Source organism: Erwinia sp. B116, assembly GCF_002865965.1.
Classification (GTDB): domain Bacteria; phylum Pseudomonadota; class Gammaproteobacteria; order Enterobacterales; family Enterobacteriaceae; genus Erwinia.
Map to the genome: position 1 here is coordinate 102496 of NZ_JRZZ01000001.1, position 18690 is coordinate 121185.

At 59.1% G+C, this 18690-nt stretch carries 16 protein-coding genes; 6 read left to right on the forward strand and 10 right to left on the reverse strand.

From position 1 onward, the window contains the following. Positions 1–478, forward strand: a 478-nt coding sequence (locus NV64_RS00380; protein WP_199177599.1) for an FAD-dependent monooxygenase, incomplete at its 5' end; no start/stop codon positions are given. A gap of 167 nt (positions 479–645) precedes the next feature. On the opposite strand, the gene NV64_RS00385 is transcribed toward NV64_RS00380, so the two are convergent. After that, positions 646–1563 (reverse strand): LysR family transcriptional regulator, encoded by a 918-nt coding sequence (locus NV64_RS00385; protein ID WP_056237344.1) that lies wholly within the window; start codon positions 1561–1563, stop codon positions 646–648. A gap of 117 nt (positions 1564–1680) precedes the next feature. Here NV64_RS00385 and hpxD point away from each other — a divergent pair, with 117 nt between their 5' ends. Together hpxD and NV64_RS00395 are read left to right on the forward strand one after the other, a co-directional pair. Further along, positions 1681–2712, forward strand: a complete 1032-nt coding sequence (gene hpxD / locus NV64_RS00390) for a molybdenum cofactor-independent xanthine hydroxylase subunit HpxD (protein WP_056237347.1) — start codon at positions 1681–1683, stop codon at positions 2710–2712. 9 nt (positions 2713–2721) lie between these two features. Beyond that, the gene (locus tag NV64_RS00395) at positions 2722–3684 is read left to right on the forward strand and encodes a PDR/VanB family oxidoreductase (protein ID WP_101505051.1); all 963 of its coding nucleotides are present in this window, start codon (positions 2722–2724) and stop codon (positions 3682–3684) included. A gap of 78 nt (positions 3685–3762) precedes the next feature. On the opposite strand, the gene NV64_RS00400 is transcribed toward NV64_RS00395, so the two are convergent. The 6 genes from NV64_RS00400 to NV64_RS00425 all read right to left on the reverse strand — a co-directional run bounded on the left by NV64_RS00400 (position 3763) and on the right by NV64_RS00425 (position 11216). Beyond that, positions 3763–4320 (reverse strand): C40 family peptidase, encoded by a 558-nt coding sequence (locus NV64_RS00400; RefSeq protein WP_056237352.1) that lies wholly within the window; start codon positions 4318–4320, stop codon positions 3763–3765. Between the two features lie 626 nt (positions 4321–4946). Then, entirely contained in the window at positions 4947–5378 is a 432-nt protein-coding gene (locus NV64_RS00405) for a PTS sugar transporter subunit IIA (protein WP_056237358.1), read from the reverse strand. Beyond that, entirely contained in the window at positions 5375–6811 is a 1437-nt protein-coding gene (locus NV64_RS00410) for a sugar porter family MFS transporter (protein WP_101505052.1), read from the reverse strand. Before NV64_RS00410 ends, NV64_RS00405 begins: the two co-directional genes overlap by 4 nt. Positions 6812–7212: 401 nt before the next feature. Then, positions 7213–10347: an efflux RND transporter permease subunit gene (locus NV64_RS00415; protein WP_101505053.1), complete on the reverse strand. Its 3135-nt coding sequence runs from the start codon at positions 10345–10347 to the stop codon at positions 7213–7215. Between the two features lie 115 nt (positions 10348–10462). Beyond that, positions 10463–10813, reverse strand: coding sequence for a helix-turn-helix domain-containing protein (locus tag NV64_RS00420; RefSeq protein ID WP_101505054.1), 351 nt, complete (start codon positions 10811–10813; stop codon positions 10463–10465). A 148-nt stretch (positions 10814–10961) separates the two neighbouring features. After that, positions 10962–11216 carry a YdgH/BhsA/McbA-like domain containing protein gene (locus NV64_RS00425; RefSeq protein WP_101505055.1) on the reverse strand — a complete coding sequence of 85 codons (255 nt, stop codon included), beginning with the start codon at positions 11214–11216 and terminating at the stop codon, positions 10962–10964. A 283-nt stretch (positions 11217–11499) separates the two neighbouring features. Here NV64_RS00425 and NV64_RS00430 point away from each other — a divergent pair, with 283 nt between their 5' ends. Beyond that, entirely contained in the window at positions 11500–12393 is an 894-nt protein-coding gene (locus tag NV64_RS00430) for a LysR family transcriptional regulator (protein WP_101505056.1), read from the forward strand. 219 nt (positions 12394–12612) lie between these two features. Here the strand turns inward: NV64_RS00430 and NV64_RS00435 are convergent, their stop codons facing one another. Beyond that, positions 12613–12972, reverse strand: a complete 360-nt coding sequence (locus NV64_RS00435) for a helix-turn-helix domain-containing protein (protein WP_056237372.1) — start codon at positions 12970–12972, stop codon at positions 12613–12615. A gap of 101 nt (positions 12973–13073) precedes the next feature. On the opposite strand from NV64_RS00435, the gene NV64_RS00440 reads away from it, so the two are divergent. After that, positions 13074–13928 carry an SDR family oxidoreductase gene (locus NV64_RS00440; protein WP_056237376.1) on the forward strand — a complete coding sequence of 285 codons (855 nt, stop codon included), beginning with the start codon at positions 13074–13076 and terminating at the stop codon, positions 13926–13928. A 145-nt stretch (positions 13929–14073) separates the two neighbouring features. Here NV64_RS00440 and NV64_RS00445 read toward each other — a convergent pair whose 3' ends face one another. Beyond that, the gene (locus NV64_RS00445) at positions 14074–14847 is read right to left on the reverse strand and encodes a MurR/RpiR family transcriptional regulator (protein WP_056237379.1); all 774 of its coding nucleotides are present in this window, start codon (positions 14845–14847) and stop codon (positions 14074–14076) included. Between the two features lie 529 nt (positions 14848–15376). Between NV64_RS00445 and NV64_RS00450 the strand changes: the two genes are divergently transcribed. Next, the gene (locus NV64_RS00450) at positions 15377–16807 is read left to right on the forward strand and encodes a glycoside hydrolase family 1 protein (protein WP_101505057.1); all 1431 of its coding nucleotides are present in this window, start codon (positions 15377–15379) and stop codon (positions 16805–16807) included. Positions 16808–17533: 726 nt separating this feature from the next. On the opposite strand, the gene NV64_RS00455 is transcribed toward NV64_RS00450, so the two are convergent. Then, entirely contained in the window at positions 17534–18361 is an 828-nt protein-coding gene (locus NV64_RS00455) for a sugar phosphate isomerase/epimerase (protein WP_101505058.1), read from the reverse strand. Positions 18362–18690: the final 329 nt, after the last annotated feature.

Consider the following 18690-nt stretch of genomic DNA (forward strand, 5'->3'; position numbering starts at 1 on the left):
GCTGGCGGAAGACCGCAGCAGCCTGCGTGACGATCTGCGCCGCTACTTCGCCGGCTGGGCCGCGCCGGTGCAGCGGCTGATCGCCGCGCTGGATCCGGAGACCACCAACCGCATTGAGATCCACGATATCGACCCGTTTGAGCGGCTGGTGCGGGGGCGCATCGCGCTGCTGGGTGACGCCGGCCACAGCACCACGCCGGATATCGGCCAGGGCGGCTGTGCGGCGATGGAGGATGCGGTGGTGCTGGGTCAGGCGTTTCAGCAGCATACGACAGTCGCCGACGCGCTGGCCTGGTACGAGGCGCAACGCGTCGAACGGGTGCAGGACCTGGTGCTGAAAGCGCGCAAACGCTGCGACGTCACCCACGGCAAAGATCGCCAGCTGACCGACGCCTGGTATCGCGAACTGGCGCAGGAGAGCGGCGAACGGATTATTAACGGACTCTGCGACACCATCCAGGGCGGGCCGCTGGGCTAAAACCCGCTGCGGTGACAGGTAACAGGTAACAGGTAACAGGTAACAGGTAACAGGTAACAGGTAACAAGTGAGTGTGCCCGCACCGGTAACGCGCCAGGCTAAACCGGTGTCGACCCTCGTTCGGGAGCGGCGGCGGCATCGCTCAACCCAGATCGACCTGACGCCCCTCAGCTCACGTGCGGCTGATGTAGTCCTTCAATCACCTTCGTCAGCTGCTGGATCGCCTGCTGCGCCGCGCGTGACAGCTGCCGCGCGGGGGCCACGCACAGCGCCAGCGTCAGCGGCCGCAGCCGGGCGTGGCTGAGCGGCACAAACGCCAGCTCACCGCGCGCCAGCTCCGGCAGGACGTCCAGCTTACTCAGCACCGCCACCCCGCTGCCCCGCGCCACCAGCGATTTAATCAGCCGCACGTCGTTGCAGCTGATCGGGTTGCCCGGAGCCAGATCGTGATGGCGGTAAAGCATCGCCACCCGTTCATGCACCATCAGCGGCGGGCCGGGCAGGATATGACGCCAATCGCTCAGCGCCCCCGGCGACAGGCTCTCCGCCCCGGCCAGCGGATGGTTCGCAGGCATCACCACCCCCATCGCCAGTTCGGCAAACGCCATCACGCTCAGGCCCGCCTGCCCTTCCGGCTCCAGCACCAGGCCAAAATCCAGCTGCGCGTCGCGGATCCGCTGGCTGATGCTCTGGCTGTCGGCCACCTGCAGATCCAGCGCCAGCCACGGCCAGCCGGCGATGATCTCCGCCAGCGCATCGGCGATCGCCCCGCCGGATAACGCCTGTACCAGCCCGACGCTGACCGAGCCGCGCTTCAGCCCCTGCAGCTCGTCGAACTTTTGCCGGGTGACGCGAAACTCGCGCTGCCAGCGCAGCAGATCGCCGTACAGCAGCTCGCCGGCGGTGGTCATGCGCAGCCCCTCCGGCAGCCGTTCAAACAGCGGCGTGCCCAGCTCCTCTTCCGCCTGCAGGATCTGCCGGTTGATCGCCGAAGCAGAGATATGCAGCCGCTCCGCCGCGCGGCGCAGGCTGCCGCTGCGCGCCACTTCGGCAAAGTAAAGGGCAAAACGGGAAAACGGGCTCATCGGTGACCTGTACGCATTTTTGCAACACCTGATTGAATTAATGCTGATGGATGCGTACACCCTATTATGACCACAATAAGCCTGCAACTACTATCGTTAACCCCGGCAGGTATCCCTATGACGAAAATCACGCCCCCCGCGCACTGCACCTTTGAACCCGATGACTGGCTGCGCCTGGCGCGCTACTGGCACCCGGTGGCCCGTTCCGCCGACGTCGCCGCGGCCCCGGTCAAAGTGACGCTGCTGGACGAACAGCTGGTGATTTACCGCATCGGCGGTGAAGCGGTGGTGGCACGCGACGTCTGCCCGCACCGCGGCGTGCCGCTGACCCTCGGCTATAACGATGAGGAGGGCATTATCTGCCCGTATCACGGGCTGCGTTTTGGTGCCGGTGGCCGCTGTAACCGCATTCCCTCGTCACCTGACCAGCCGATCCCGGCCAAACTCAACCTGATCAACTACGCGGTGCAGGAGCGCTGGGGGCTGATCTGGACCTGCCTCGCCCCGGACGAGGAACATCCGGCGGCGCTGCCGACGATGCCGCACTGGGACGACGCCGGTTTTCAGCAGATCAACTGTCCGCCGTTCGAGGTTAACGGCTTTGCCGGTCGCCAGGTGGAGGGCTTCCTCGATGTGGCACACTTCGCCTGGGTGCATACCGACACCTTTGCCGACCCGGCCAACCAGCTGGTGCCCGACTACCATCCGCAGGAGACCGACTACGGCTTCTTCGCCGACTACTGGAGCAGCGTCAGCAACTACGCGGCCAACTCCGGCCGGTCGGCTCCCGCCGGTTTTCAGTGGCTGCGCCACTTCGAGATGCATCTGCCGTTTACCGCCACGCTGACCATTCACTTTCCCGGCAGCGAGCGGCTGGTGATTATGAACGCCGCCTCGCCGGTCTCCGCGCGGGTGACGCGGATGTTTGCCCCGATCGCCCGCAACCTGGATCTGCATATTCCGGTCGCCGACGTACACGCCTTTAACCAGCGGGTGTTTGAGGAGGATCGCCTGATGGTGGAGACACAGCGCCCGGAACGCCTGCCGCTCGATCTGAGCATGGAGGCGCATATCCCGGCGGATCGCAGTTCGATCGCCTACCGCCGCGGGCTGAAGAAGCTCGGCTTCGGCGAGTTTTTCCTGGTCTAAGGGGGCAGCATGGAGACAACGCTGAAGGTGGTGGTGGACGGCATCTGGCGCCAGGGCAGCCACAGCCTGGCGGTCAGCCTGGCCGCGGCGGACGGCGGCGAGCTGCCGGGCTGGCAGCCGGGCGCGCATATCGATATGCAGCTGGCCAGCGGGCTGACCCGCCAGTATTCGCTGACCGGCAGCCCTCAGCAGAGCGGGCGCTATCTGGTGTGCGTGGCGCGCGACGCGCGCTCGCGCGGCGGCTCGCGCTACGTGCATGAGCAGCTGCGGCCGGGACAGACGCTGACCATCTCCGCGCCGCGCAACCTGTTTGCCCTGCAGGAGAGCGGCCGGGTGCTGCTGCTGGCGGCGGGGATCGGCATTACGCCGCTGTACGCGATGGCTGAACGGCTGGAGGCGCAGGGCCGCCCGTTTGAACTGCACTACTATGTGCGCAACCGGCATGAAGTGGTGTTCGCAGAGGCGCTGACGCGGGCGTGGCGGCACGGCAGCTGCACCCTGCACGTCAGCGCCGAAGGTGACAGCGCCCGCGAAAGGCTGCCGGCGGCGCTGCGGCAGCCGGACGGCCACCTTTACCTGTGCGGGCCGGCGGAATTTATGGCGGCGGTGACCGCAGCGGCGCAGGCGCACGGCTGGCCCGCGGACTGCGTGCACAGCGAGGCGTTCCGCCCGGCCGAAGCGGCGGCCGGCGCCGCATCGCAGCAGGCGTTCAGCGTGACTCTCGCCTCATCCGGCCAATGCTGGCCGGTGCCCGCCGGGCAGACCATCGCCCGCGTGCTGCTGGCTAACGGCGTCGACGTGCCGCTCTCCTGCGAAATGGGCATGTGCGGTGCCTGCCTGACCCGGGTGGTCAGAGGCGATCCCGATCACCAGGACAGCGTACAGTCGGCGGCGGAGAAGAGTGCTGCCGAGCAGTATATCGCGCTGTGCTGCTCGCGCAGCCGCTCGCCGGAGCTGGTAATCGATCTTTAATCGTCAGCCTGGCCAGCCCGGAGAATATCACCGGGCTACCGGGGCAAGCCTTCGCGTTTACGCCCTGCCTTCAGCTATTCAGCCATTTTTGGCAATATGCTGGCCTTCACGATTCAGCGTGATCTGCCCCCCCATCTCCTTCGGCAGCCGTCGCGCCTGATAGTAGACTTTTTGCCAGTAAGGGTTATCCAGCGACGAGCGCATTACCCCTTTACTGACCGACGCGTGCAGGAAGTTGCGCGAGGTATCATAGAAGCCAACGTGCATGCCGCCGTCGATGCGGAAGAACACCAGATCGCCGGTGCGCAGCTGGCTCTCTTTCACCGGCTGGCCCATCTTCAGCAGATCGCCGGTGTTCATCCGCTCAACCGGCAGATTGAAACGATCCTTCAGCGTGCGCCAGACAAAGCCGGAACAGTCAACGCCGTTAAGGTTGGTGCCGCCCCACTGATAGGGGGTGTCCTGCCAGGTGTGCATCTGATCGTGCAGCGCGGCCAGCACCGGGATCAGGTCCTGCTGGGAAGCATCTTCAGCCTGGGGTGCGGGTGTGGACGATGCGGCCTGTTGATGATGTGCACAACCGGCCAGCGTCAGCAGGCCACAGCAGAATAAAAATCGGATTGCTCTTAAATTCATAATTAAATCAACAGGTAAGAAAGAGGTTTAATTTCGTGGACTTATAACACCGAATCCGCCCCGGCAACATCATGCACCTGCCCCTTTACACATATTTACCTTACCGGCGGTCCGTCAGCCCGGGATGGTGCAGATTCAGTATCTGAAATTCTGCGCGCTCCCTTCTCCCACCGACGTAAAAGGGAAAAGCGGGCTAATCATCTGAGACTGTGACGGCAATAAGGGTAATGGGAGTAAAGGTTTACGCAATACCAGCATCAAGCGTAGTCAAGGATCGCCGCGTGGTGAAGCAGGGTCCACTAAAAACCGCCGGGAAAGAGTGCAAATATCCGGGATAGTGTGACGGGTCAAGAGTGCTGCGAGGATTGCGATTGCCGGGATATCCGAATTATCTGGCTGACCGGCAGACCGGGAGGCAGTGCAGGTATCAGGCCGTGAGGCTGTGAGGCTGTAAGGCTGTAAGGTTGTGAGGTTGTGAGGTTGTGAGGTTGTGAGGTTGTGACGTTGTGACGTTGTGACGTTGTGACGTTGTGAGTGTTTTCTACGTTCTGTGCGTTCTGTGCGTTCTGTGCGTTCTGTGGGGATTATCCCCCACGCAGGCACACGGCCAGCGTGGGGGATTGGGATTACCTGCGGTTAAGAATGCGCAGGAAGTCCTCTTTACCGGAGATCAGCGACAGCGCGTTAGCGATAATCTCATCGCTGAACACCGACGCCACGTCCTTCAGCACGTCGATATGCTCTTTCTCTTTCGCCGCCACGCCAATCGCGATAAACATCACGTTGCTGCGGTCCCAGATAACGCCATCGGGGAACTGGAAAATCTCTACGCCGGTTTTCAGGATAATGCCGGTTTGCGATTTCGGCAGGTGCGGTAGCGTAATGCCGTTGCCTAAGAAGGTCGACACCTGGCGTTCACGCTCGTCGAGAAACGCCACGCACTCCTGGCTGACGTAGCCTTTAGCCTTAAACTCCCGGCCGACCATGGCTAACACCTCGGCCTTGTTTTTCGCCTGGCATCCAAGATGCAGGTTATCGGTGGTAATGGTCTCGATCATACTCTTTCTCCGCCTGATGAGGTGTTGATAGCGGTTTCACTACCCGAGGAGAGCTCTTCTTCCAGCTGCTCCAGTGACTTATTGGCCGTTTCCGGCAGGGCTTTCACCACAAAGATAATGGCCAGGTAGTTAATTACCGCAAAGATCAGGAACACCGGCCCCAGCCCCAGCTTGGCCTGCAGCAGCGGGAACAGGTAGCTGACGATGGCGTTCATCACCCACATAAAGAACACCGAGATACCCATCGACAGGCCACGTACCTTGAGCGGGAACAGCTCTGCCAGCACCACCCAGGTGAGGAAGCCCAGCGTCGCCTGCATCACGCCGACGAAGAGCGCCCCGAGCAGCCAGATCACCGTTGCCTTCAGATCGCCGACCAGCAGATAGTCCGCGCCGGCAATAATCAGGTGCAGGGTGGCCATCAGCGCGAAGCCGTAAACAATCAGGGTTTTTCGTTTGAAACGGTCCACCAGATACAGCACGCCGAAGATCATCCCGCCGACCGAGAACACGCCGTTAAGCACGTTAGCAACCAATGACATTTTCTCCGAGAAGCCGGCGCTTTTCAGGATTTCGGTGCCGTAGTACATAATCACGTTCACGCCGGTGGTTTGCTGTAAGGCCGCAAAGGCCATGCCCACCAGAATCAGTTTAAACAGCCATGGCGTATTCAAAATAATCGATACGGCGCTTTTCTCGTGCAGCTTCTGCTCTTTTTCCGCCTTCATCAGCGTCAGAATATCTTCATACTCTTTAATCGCGCGTTGTTCAGGGCGGATCTGTTTCAGAATCGTCAGCGCTTCCTCATTTCGCCCTTTACTCATTAACCAGCGCGGACTTTCCGGAGAGCGCAGCATGCCAATCAGCAGGAAGATAGCCGGCAAAGCCTGCACAATCAGCATATAGCGCCAGACATCAGGCAGATGCCCAAAACCAAAGCCGATAGCTGCGTTGATGGCGAAGGCGGCCAGCTGGCCGACCACAATAGCCACTTCGTTTAAACCGGTGAGCCGACCGCGCATCTCGGTGGGGGCAACTTCAGAGATAAACGTAGGTGCGGTAACGGAAGCACCGCCAACGGCATAACCGAGCAGGAAGCGCGCCAGCAGCAGGCTGGTAACGTTTGGTGCAACGGCTGAAAGTACCGCGCCACCAAAGAAGATGACGGAGAGCCAGATCAGGTAGGTACGGCGGCCGAAGAAATCCGCCAGTTTTCCCCCGCAGACGCTGCCGATGGCGGCACCGATCAGCAGGATCCCCATCACCAGCCCTTCTGTTTCCGGCGTTAGCGCCATATTGCTTTTCAGGGAAGAGAACGCCCCGTTAATCACCCCGGTATCATAGCCAAACAGTAAACCACCGAAGGTGGCCACTAAGGTTATCTGATGTAATCGCTTTCTTTGCTGCGGATTGAGACTCATCGCTAACGACATGTTTTTACCCTTCGTGTAAATGATCCGTCAAAAAAATTTACGTTCTGGTAACTAACATATCAGCAAATTTGAAATTAAAATTCTACTGTCGTCACACAATGGCGATTTGATTTCAAAGTGGACGCATTTACAAACTTACATCACCGCACTCAACTCAGGCATTAGATGCTGATAATGATGGTTTTTACTTCATAATAACCTGAAAAATAGTGCGTGTTTTCTGGAATAAGTGGAAAGGTGATTTCAGAACCATCTCTTTTTACAAAACTTTTATTTCATATTGTGGCGAGGAGTGGAAAACTTGCTTTGCCGCTGTCGGGCAATGTCGTTACCGGGCAAAGGGTGCCCGGTAACGGAGGGAACGTTAAGAGGAGGAACGGTAGTGCCGTGTGGCTAACCCACTATGCTTCATCATCCTCGTCATCACGCACCCGCCCGCCGAAGCGGTTACGCACCACCACAAAGAACAGCGGCACAAAGTAGACTGCCAGCAGGGTGGCGGCGACCATGCCACCAATCACCCCGGTGCCCACCGCATTCTGCGCGCCGGAGCCGGCCCCGGAGGCGAGGGCTAACGGCAGCACGCCGAGGATAAACGCCAGCGAGGTCATCAGGATCGGTCGCAGACGCATGCGTGCCGCCTCCAGTGTGGCTTCCACCACCCCTTTGCCCTCTTTCTCAATCAGATCTTTGGCAAACTCAACGATCAGAATGGCGTTCTTCGCCGACAGTCCGATGGTGGTCAGCAGCCCCACCACAAAGTAGACGTCATTATTCAGACCGCGCAGCAGGGTCGCCACCAGTGCGCCCAGCACCCCGAGCGGCACCACCAGCATCACCGAGAACGGGATCGACCAGCTCTCATACAGCGCGGCCAGACACAGGAACACCACGATCAGCGACAGCGCGTACAGCGCCGGCGCCTGCTGGCCCGACATCCGCTCCTGCCAGGACATGCCCGTCCACTCATAGCCGATACCGGGGGGCAGCTGCTGCGCCAGGTGTTCCATCAGCGCCATTGCCTCGCCCGAACTTTTTCCCGCCGCCGGTTGCCCGAGAATTTCCACCGCCGACAGGCCGTTGTAGCGCTCAAGACGCGGTGAACCGAACACCCACTGCGCCGTGGAGAAGCTGGCGAAGGGCACCATCTTGTCGTTGCTGGCGCGCACGTACCACTGGTTAAGATCCTGCGGCATCATGCGGTACGGGGCATCGCTCATCACGTAGACTTTTTTCACCCGACCCGCGTCGATAAAGTCATTAACGTAGTTACCGGCCCACGCGCTGCTCAGCGTGGCATTGATGTCGGCCAGATCCACCCCGAGCGCCAGCGCTTTTTCCTCGTCAATATTCAGCCTGAACTGCGGGCTGTCTTCCATACCGTTAGGACGTACCGCGGCCAGCGTCTCGGGATGCTGCCGCGCCAGATCCAGCAGGGTATTGCGCGCGGCAGTCAGCTGCTGATGGCCGAGTCCCGCCTGGTCGGTCAGCTCAAAGTCAAAGCCGGTGGCGTTACCCAGCGCGATAATCGGCGGCAGGTTAAAGGCCACCACGTTACCGTCAATAATCGCGCTGAACGCCTTCATTGCGCGGCTGACGATGCCGTCGACCTTGTTCTCATCGCCCGCACGCGCGGACCAGTCTTTCAAGCCCACAAAGGCGATCCCGACGTTCTGCCCGCGGCCGGCAAAACCAAAACCGTTGACCGTCAGCACGTTCTCCACGTTATTTTTTTCCGCCGTCAGATACCAGTCACTGACCCGATCCAGCACCGCCTGGGTACGCTCCTGGGTGGCACCGGCAGGCAGGATCGCCTGGGTGGCCAGTACCCCCTGGTCTTCCGAAGGCAGGAACGAGGTCGGCAGGCGCATAAACAGCACCGCCATGCCGACCGCCAGCACGCCATAGATCGTCAGGAAACGACCGCTGCGGTGCAGCATCCGCCCGACGGCATGGCTGTAATGGTCGGCGCTCTGGTCGAACCGGCGGTTAAACCAGCCAAAAAAGCCACGATGCTGGCCGTGGCCGCCCGTCTTAACCGGCTTGAGCAGGGTGACGCACAGCGCAGGGGTGAGGATCAGCGCGACCAGCACCGACAGCACCATCGCCGACACGATGGTAATTGAGAACTGACGATAGATAACGCCGGTACTGCCGCCAAAGAACGCCATCGGCACAAATACAGCCGACAGCACCAGCGCAATCCCCACCAGCGCGCCCTGAATTTGTCCCATCGATTTGCGGGTCGCGGCCTTCGGTTTCAGCCCCTCTTCCGCCATCACCCGTTCAACGTTTTCCACCACCACGATCGCATCATCCACCAGCAGACCGATCGCCAGCACCATACCGAACATCGTCAGGGTGTTGACTGAGTAGCCAAAGGCATCGAGGATCGCGAAGGTGCCCAGCAGCACCACCGGGACGGCAATCGTCGGGATCAGCGTGGCGCGCAGGTTCTGCAGGAACAGATACATCACCAGGAACACCAGCACGATCGCCTCTGCCAGCGTCTTAACCACCTCATGGATAGAGATCGTGATAAACGGCGTGGTGTCATACGGGTAGACCACCTTCAACCCCTGCGGGAAGTAAGGTTTAAGCTGTTCAATTTTGGCACGGATGGCGTTAGCGGTGTCGAGGGCGTTAGCCCCGCTGGCCAGCTGAATACCCAGCGCCGAGGCCGGTTTACCGTTAATTTTCACCACGAAGTTGTAGTTTTCACCGCCACGTTCAACGCGCGCCACGTCATGCAGCCGCACCTGCGAACCGTCCGCGTTAACCTTCAGCAGAATATTGCCAAACGTCTCCGGCGAGGTCAGCCGCGTCTGGGCGATAATCGAGGCGTTAAGCTGCTGCCCTTTTACCGGCGGCGCACCGCCCAGCTGGCCGGCCGCCACCTGCGCATTCTGCGTTTCAATCCGTGCGATCACGTCAACCGGCGTCAGCTGATAGGTGTTGAGTTTGCCGGGATCCAGCCAGATACGCATCGCATACTGCGAACCAAACAGGGTGGTATCCCCTACGCCGCTGATGCGGCTGAGCGGATCCTTCAGGTTGGTCGCCACATAGTCAGCAATATCTTCCATGCTCATGCGGCCGGTTTCATCATAGAAACCGGGCACCAGGAAGAACACGCTGGAGGATTTACGCACGGTAATGCCCTGCTGCTGCACTTCCTGTGGCAGCAGCGGCGTGGCCAGCTGCAGCTTATTCTGCACCTGGACCTGGGCAATATCCGCGTCGGTGCCGTTTGCAAATGACAGCGTCAGTTGCAGCGTGCCGGAGGCGTCACTGGTGGAAGACATGTACATCAGCCCGTCCAGCCCGCTCATGTTTTGCTCAATCACCTGGGTGACGCTGTTCTGCAGCGTGGCCGCATCGGCACCCGGATAGGTCGCACGTACCTGCACCGCCGTCGGGGCGACGTCAGGGTACTGTTCTACCGGCAGTTTCGTAATCGAAATCGCCCCGGCCAGCATCACGATTATCGCCAGTACCCAGGCAAATACCGGCCGATCGATAAAGAATCTGGACATCAGTTGTTGGTTCCTGTGAGCGCTAAAATAGCCAGCGCACAGAACAAGGCCGAAGGCTTAAGTGCCGCATGATAGGGCATTATTATTTTCTCCCGGAGACCGGTTACCGATATATTTAAAGTGGATGGGTGATGCAGGTAGTATTCAACCGCCGATAAGTGGCGGGTGGAACCTGATATTTTTTTGCGAACGAGCGGGTAAATGACTGCTGGGAGTCGTAGCCATATTTAACAGATATGGTTATGACCTTCTCATTACTGCTTATCAGGTCATCCGCCGCCAGCGTCAGCTTACGGTCGCGGATATAATTTCCCAGACTGACGTGGGTGATGCGATAGAACATCCGCTGCAGGTGCCACTTCGAGTAACCAGAACGCAGTGCGACATCATCGATTTTCATCGGGCTGCGGATATTGTTGTCTATCCATTGCAGCAGTTCACAGATAATCGTTGTTTGTCTGTCCATTCTCACCCCGCCTGATTACAGATGCTGCAGATAAATAAAGATGATACACATGCGCAGAATCTTTGATTATGCGCAGAAAAATCAGACGTCCGAAGGTTATTGAACGGACAGTGTTATACCCGCAGGAATATTTCGTCTTTGTCCCGGCCTATTTGTAGATTTCAGCCACACCCTGCATTTTATTCTCGCCACCGGCGGCGATGATTTTCATCGAACCGGCCCCTTCCCGCTCGGCTTTAATAGCCAGCTTGCGGGTCAGGTTATCCAGCGAATAAGCACCGCTGGCGGAGACCACGCCGATTTTGGTTTTACCGGTGGCGTCATTCACCACTTCGACGGCAAACGCCGTGTTAACGCTAAACAGCGCGGTCAGCGCAATAATGGCAACGAAGTTTTTTTTCATAACAGCCTCACAGATGAGTCGTGCTGTCAGAGGCGTCTGACGGCTAACAAAGAGTATCATTGCAAGTTGCACTTTATTAGCGGGGGAAAGCTGATAGGCTTTATGATTAAAAATCATTAATAACCTCAAAAAACACGCTAAGGTAGCCGGGGTGAGGTTCAGGCGCTGATGCGCATCACACAAAACAGGCTGCCGTTGCAGGATTCGTGAAAATTTCACATATATTTCAGTTTATGTATATCGGTCAGGTTGAAGTCTGGCTCTCATTGACAAAGGCGTACACATGCTCAGAGAAAATTTTAACGACCTGATCTATCTGGTGATGGTCGCCCAGGAGCGCAGCTTTACCCGGGCTGCGGCGAAGTTAGGCGTTTCTCAGTCGGCCTTAAGCCACGCGATCCGCGGCCTCGAAGAGCGTTTAAACACCCGTCTGTTAACCCGTACCACCCGCAGCGTGGCCCCGACCGAGGCCGGGGAAAACCTGATCCAGAGCGTCGGGCCGATGCTGCTGGATATCGAGAAAACGCTGCTGCAGCTGACCGACAGCCAGGGCATTACCGCCGGCACTATCCGCATTACCGCCGGGGAGCACGCACTCTCCTCTACGCTGTGGCCGCTGCTGAAACCCTTCCTGCAGCAGTATCCGCAGGTGAAGGTGGAACTGTCGGCGGATAACTCGCTAACCGATATTGTTAACGGCCGCTTCGACGCCGGCGTCAGGCTCGGTGAGCAGGTCGAAAAGGATATGGTGGCGGTGCGGATTGGCCCGGACTGGAAAATGGCGGTGGTCGCCTCCCCCGACTATCTGCGGCAGCACGGCACGCCCGCCACGCCGTATGAGCTGCAGCAGCATAACTGTATCAATATGCGGCTGCCGACGATGGGCGGCTTGTACAGCTGGGAATTCAGCAAGGAGGGCAAAGAGATCAACGTTAAGGTTGAAGGCCAACTGGTGTTTAATAACCTTGCGTCGCGGGTCGATGCGGCGCTGTCCGGCATCGGCATCGCCTGCGTGCCGGAAGACTGCGTGGCTGAACACGTGGCTACCGGCCGGCTGGTGTCCATGCTCGGCGACTGGTGCCGACCGTTCAGCGGCTATTACCTCTATTATCCCAGCCGCCGGCAGCATACTCCGGCCTTTGCAAAACTGATTGAGGCGGTGAGATATCGCGGTTGAGGACCACCCCGCCGCGCCATGACCGCAAACACTCAGCCGATACTGCGCGGTTTTGCTGCATGCTGGCCGGTGGCCGGGCTGCAGAAGTGAGCAGGCAGCAGGTCTGCATGGCTCGGGATCCAACGGGTAAATGTCACCCCGCGCAGCGCCAGCGGGACGTGATCGACAGGGCTGAAGAAGAGCGCCTGAGGGTTGCAAGGGCAGCCGACCGCTGAGGGGTCACCGGCCAACAATCCGGTGCACGTTGCTCTCCAGCCAGTCGGCCAGCCCGGTGACCTGGCCTTCCACCTCGTGGCCAAGCGGCGTCAGCCGGTACTCGACGTGCGGCGGCACCACCTCCCAGGCAATACGCTCAACAAAACCGTCCTCTTCCATATAGCGCAGGGTCTGCGCCAGCATCCGTTCGCTGACGCCGCCAATTTTGCGGCGCAGTTCGCTAAAGCGCAGCGTGTCGTCGCGCAGCGCCAGCAGAACCAGCACGCTCCAGCGGCTGGTAATGCGTTTGAGCACGTCGCGGGACGGGCAGTTGACGTTCAGCAACTCGCCGCGTTGAAATTTTTCACTGAGGTTTTCAGACATTTATCCTGTTCTCTGCAAACTAACATTTCTGTAAGTACTTACTAAAAGTTAGTTTATCGTCCACACTCTTTCCACACCAGATAAAACTGAAGGAGTTAACGATGATTGCGATTACCGGTGCCACCGGCCAGCTGGGCCGTTTGGTGATTGATGCCTTACTGAAAAAAATCCCTGCCGCTGAAATCATTGCCTTAGTCCGCTCGCCGGAAAAAGCCGCTGACCTGCAGGCACAGGGCGTGACGCTGCGCGTGGCCGACTATAACCAGCCTGAAACGCTGGCCGGCGCCCTGACCGGCGTCAGCAAGCTGCTGCTGATCTCCTCCAGCGAAGTCGGCCAGCGCGTCGCGCAGCACCAGGCGGTGATCGACGCGGCCAAAGCGGCGGGCGTCGACTTTATCGCCTACACCAGCCTGCTGCGGGCAGACACCACCCCGTTGGGCCTGGGCGTAGAGCACCGCGCCACCGAGGCGCAGCTTAAGGCGTCGGGCATCCCGTTTGCGCTGCTGCGCAACGGCTGGTACACGGAAAACTACGCCGCCAGCATTGCGCCGGCGCTGGCGCATCACGCCTTTATCGGCGCGGTCGGTGAAGGACGCATTGCTTCTGCGGCACGCGTGGATTACGCCGAGGCGGCGGCGGAAGTGCTGGTGCGCGACGGCCAGGGCGGTAAGGTGTACGAGCTGGCCGGTGACGACAGCTACCAGCTGGCCGATTTTAGCGCGGAGATCGCCCGCCAGTCCGGCGAGCAGGTCGACTATGTCAATCTGCCGCAGGCCGAGTTTGCCGCCGCGTTGAAAGGTGCCGGGCTGCCGGATGGCCTGGCGGAGATGCTGGCCGACTCTGACGCCGGTGCAGCACAGGGCGGGCTGTTTGACGACAGCCGCACGTTAAGCGGGCTGATCGGCCGGCCAACCACGCCGTATGCTGAGGTGATTAAGGCCGCGCTGAAAGGCTGATGTTTTTCGCTGGCCGGTCAGTACAGGAAACGCCGCCCGGCCAGTGCGCAGTTTCTGCACCAGCCAGCGGGTTGACTAAGCAAGTCATCAGCCACTCGCTGGTTTTTACTGCGCTGGTCTGACCGGCGGCGCGGGGCCGTGGCTATCACGGGTTACGCCGGGCTTTCTGGCTGTGCGGTTCAGGGTGGGCTGTCACCGGCTGGCTCATCACCGCCTTACTCAGCGATTCAATAATATAGATCACCGGCATCTGGCTGGTGATGTTGATCACCTCTTCAATGCGCGTCTGCTTCATAAAGTAACAGAGCTGCGAGTCGGCCATCTGCGCCAGCGGCGAGCGGATATCGCTGGTGATGGCGATCACTTCACAGCCGGAGCTTTTCAGCTTAGCGGCGATCTCCAGCGTCGGCGGTGACTCTCCGGAGACCGACAGCACCAGCGCAATATCCCCCTGCCACGCCGAGGCCGACACCGGAAAGGTGGCATCGTCGATGTAAAAACACATTTTTCCGGTGCTGGAGAGATAGCGCGCGCCGTACTTGGCCATAATTCCGGAGATACCGGTGCCGACGAAGACGATGTTCTTTTTGCTTTTGATTTTCTCCGCGCAGCTGGCGATGGCGCGATCCATCTCGTCGTTGTTGATCAGGGTGAAAAAGCCCCGCGCTTCTTGCGCCAGGTCCACCGCGCTGCCCTGCGGATGCGTGTCCAGATAAGCCTTTAACCCCCGCTTAAAATCACTGTAGTTTTTGTAGCCCACCTTGTGGCAGAAACGCAGGATGGTGGTGGTGGAGACGTCGCAGGCGGCGGCGAACTCGCGGATGGTCATATAGCCGAGCGTGGCGTAATTTTTAATCAGATAGTCATAGACTTTGAGGTCGGTGTTGTTGAACTCCCTGACCCGCTGCAGATCGATCATGCTGCTCCCTGGTGCTTATCAGCTGCGCCGTAAAACCCATTCTTCAGGACGGGGAGGTGGTCAACACCCGCTGAAGTGAGCGCTTATCATAAGTCGCGCTTGTTTTTGTGACAAACGTATTTAATTTTTCCAAATGAAAATAAATTTTTTACATTCAAAAAAAAGCGATCTAAATAAAACCCTCAGCAACACAAACAAAATGTTTTTTTGAAAGCGCTATTTTTCACCATAAAAAACAGGGTGTTTTTATTACGATCTGTGACGTTTTTTATCTGTGACAACAATCACACAAGGGTCGCTAACCAGCTGTTTTTACTTGATGTAAAAACCTGGTCATGCCACCGTATCACTATCGACCGCATAGCAGAATGTATTTATCAGCAACGATTAAATTCTTTAACCGCCGATCGTGGCGAGTGAAATATCACTAACAACGTGTGTTCATTGCTATTTCACCATCGGTCTGACACACGCCGCTTATATTCGCACAACGTCGGTTTAACCCGTTCATCCTTCAGGAGACAGCGTGATGACTTATCAATTTCCGGAAAACTTTTTATGGGGAGCCGCCACCGCCGCCAACCAGCACGAAGGCGGCTGGCAGGAGGGCGGTAAAGGGGTCAGCATCTGCGATATCTACCGCGGCGGCGATCTGCACACCGCCCGGGTAGTAACGCCGGAAATCCAGCCGGACGTCTTCTACCCGAACCACCACGGCACCGACTTTTACCATCGCTACGAAGAAGATATCCGCCTGCTGGGCGAGATGGGGCTGAAGTGCTTCCGCTTCTCCATCGCCTGGTCACGTATTTTCCCCGAGGGAACCGAACAACAGCCGAATGCCGAGGGGGTGGCGTTCTATGACCGGGTGCTGACCGAACTGGAAAAATACGGCATTGAGCCACTGGTGACGCTGTCACATTACGAGATGCCCTACGGGCTAACCAAAGCCTTTGGCGGCTGGGACAACCGCGAACTGATCGGCCATTTTACCCGCTACGCCGAAGCGGTAATGAGCCACTTCCGCGGCCGGGTGACCCGCTGGCTGACCTTTAACGAGATCAACATTCTTACCCTGCCGTTTGGCGCGTTTCTCGGCGGCGGTATGATCTTCCCTCAGGGTGAGGACTCGCCGCAGCGCCGTTACCAGGCGATGCACCACCAGCTGGTCGCCAGCGCGCTGACGGTGAAAAAAGGCCATGAGATCGACCCCAACAACCAGCTGGGCTGCATGATTGCTTACCTGACCGCCTACCCGCGCACCTGTTCACCGCAGGACATGCTGTTACAGCAGCAGTGGAACGAAGAACACAATGCACTGGCGGGTGACGTTCACGTGCGCGGTCACTATCCGGCATGGGCACAGCGCTATTTCCGTGAAAACAACGTTACCCTGCAGCAGCGGCCTGAGGATGCGGAGATCCTGCGCGCCGGCGTGGTGGATTTTTACAGCTTCAGCTACTACAACTCGGTGTGCGTCGGCGAGAGAGGCGAGAACGACCAGATCAGCGGCAACGGCCATATTGACGCGCTGGATAACCCGTACCTTAAGGCCAGCGACTGGGGCTGGCAGATCGACCCGCGCGCGCTGCGCTGGGTGCTGAACGGCCTGTCACAGCGTTACCCGAACACGCCGCTGATGGTGGTGGAAAACGGCCTCGGCGCGCTGGACGAGGTGGCGGCAGACGGTGCGATCCACGACGATTACCGCATCAGCTACCTGCGCGATCATATTGCTCAGCTGGGCGAAGCGGTGGCCGACGGCGTAAACGTGATTGGCTACACGCCGTGGTCGGCGGTTGATATCGTCAGCGCCGGCACCGGCGAGTACCGCAAGCGCTACGGTTTTATCTATGTTAACCGCCACGATGACGGCACCGGTGACTTTGCGCGCAGTCTGAAGGATTCGTGGTACTGGTATCGCGGAGTGATTGCGTCTAACGGGGCCGATCTGGCGTAAGTCGCTGTGGGGTTGGCACCCGGCTTACTGGGGATTGGCTTCAGGGCCGGGACGCTTTCGGTTCAGGTGTCTGGCCTGGCGGGGGGTAGCTTCCAGGCCGGGTCGCTTTAAAAACGGTGACGGGCTTATCGGGGGGGATATCCGGAACGCGGACACGCTGTGAATGCGTCCCTGCACGCTCGGCGTCGCGCATCCCTGCGCGCCGACGGTCCGCTTATCCGGATATCCCCCCCGATTGCCTTTCATCTGTTGTGTCGCTGCTCTAAAACCTTTGTACTGGACTCAGCACTAAGCACTAAGCACTAAGCACTAAGCACTAAGCACTAAGCACTAAGCACTAAGCATATAAAATCCATCCTTAGCCGCAACACTTTCCTCTAACGATTAATCTGAGCCTAAAGCCCTGCCTGTAACCGCAACGTAAGTGCCTGCATGGGAGGCCGTTGGCGAGCAGGTTAGCCGGGCGTATGCCGCACGGATGCGGCATCCGAGCCTCCAGGGATGGATTATTTTTTAAAGCCCGTACTTTTGGGCTTTAAAAAATTAACGGCGTCCCGGCGTTCTGTCGCCAGCGGCCGAACCCGGCACCAGTATATGAAGCGATGCCTTTAAGACAGCAAAACAGTAGCTTACAACGGCCGAACCCGGCGCCCAGACTAAAAGCGACGCCCTTATTACAGCAACGCAAATGCCAGAGAGTGAAGCAGCTGGCATCTGACGCGGGGGTTACTGCACCCCGTACTCCCGCAGGCTGTCGCGGCACGATTTCGCGATATCGGCGAGGTCCCACTCCCAGTGCTGCGGGCTGAGCAGCTCCGGGCACCAGCCGCCCCGATAGCCGGTTTCCCGCACCGCCGCCAGCCAGGCCGGAATATCCACATCGCCCTGCCCCGGCGCGTAGTCGCGCTGCACCCACTCATCCCAGGCTTCGCCCGGACGCGCCGCGCGGCCATCGCAAAAGTGCACGCCGTAGATCAGATTAACATCCATCGCCGCCACCTCTTCCGGCCGGGTGTTACCGCCCGCGTGCAGGTGCCAGAAGTCAACCACCAGGCCGACGTTGTCGCGGCCGCAGGCGGCGATCATATCCAGCCCCTGCTGCAGCGAGTTGAAGGCGGTAAACGCCACCACTTCGATCTGGAACTTCAGCCCTAAGGGTTTACCGATATCGGCGATCGCGCAGATATTTTCACGCAGGATGGCGTTGCGTTCGGCTTCCGGCAGGTGGTCCAGCTCGGTCAGCGCCATGATCTGCACCACCGGGCAGCGCAGCTCTACCGCAGCTTCGCAGATGCGCGCGGCTTCACGCAGCAGCGCCTCGCGCTCCTCCGGCTGGTGGCGGCCAATGCGCTTCAGCGCGTTGATGCAGGTGATCTCAACCTGATTTTCCGCCATCAGCTCGCGGAAGCGGGCATAGCTGCCGCCGTTCTCCAGATAGCGGTACAGGTGTTCGGGCAGCAGTTCCAGCCCGTCAAATCCGGCTTCACGCGCCAGCCGCAGCTGGGTAACGGCGTTGCTGTACCAGACAGAGACGCCGTGCAGAGACAACTTCATGTTCGCTCCTTGATGCCGGCCAGCCGCTGAGCGCATCCACGACGCGCCCCGGCGGCTGGCCGCGGTTGAGTAAGCCTGTGCCGGCACGTATTACGCACCTGCGCGGCGATTATGTGATCAGATGCACCCGGGTGCAAACTGCATTTTGCAACCGGGTGCGATTTAAATCAATTCTGTGAGCATGATTTTATTTCTGAAATGAGGCCAATTGACTAATTTTCCATCATGGCAGAGATTCAGGTTAACAGCATGTTGCCATATGCGACGTAATGTTAATTATCCGGGCTGCTCTCATTCTTTCTTGCACCCGGGTGCATAAAAACAAAACC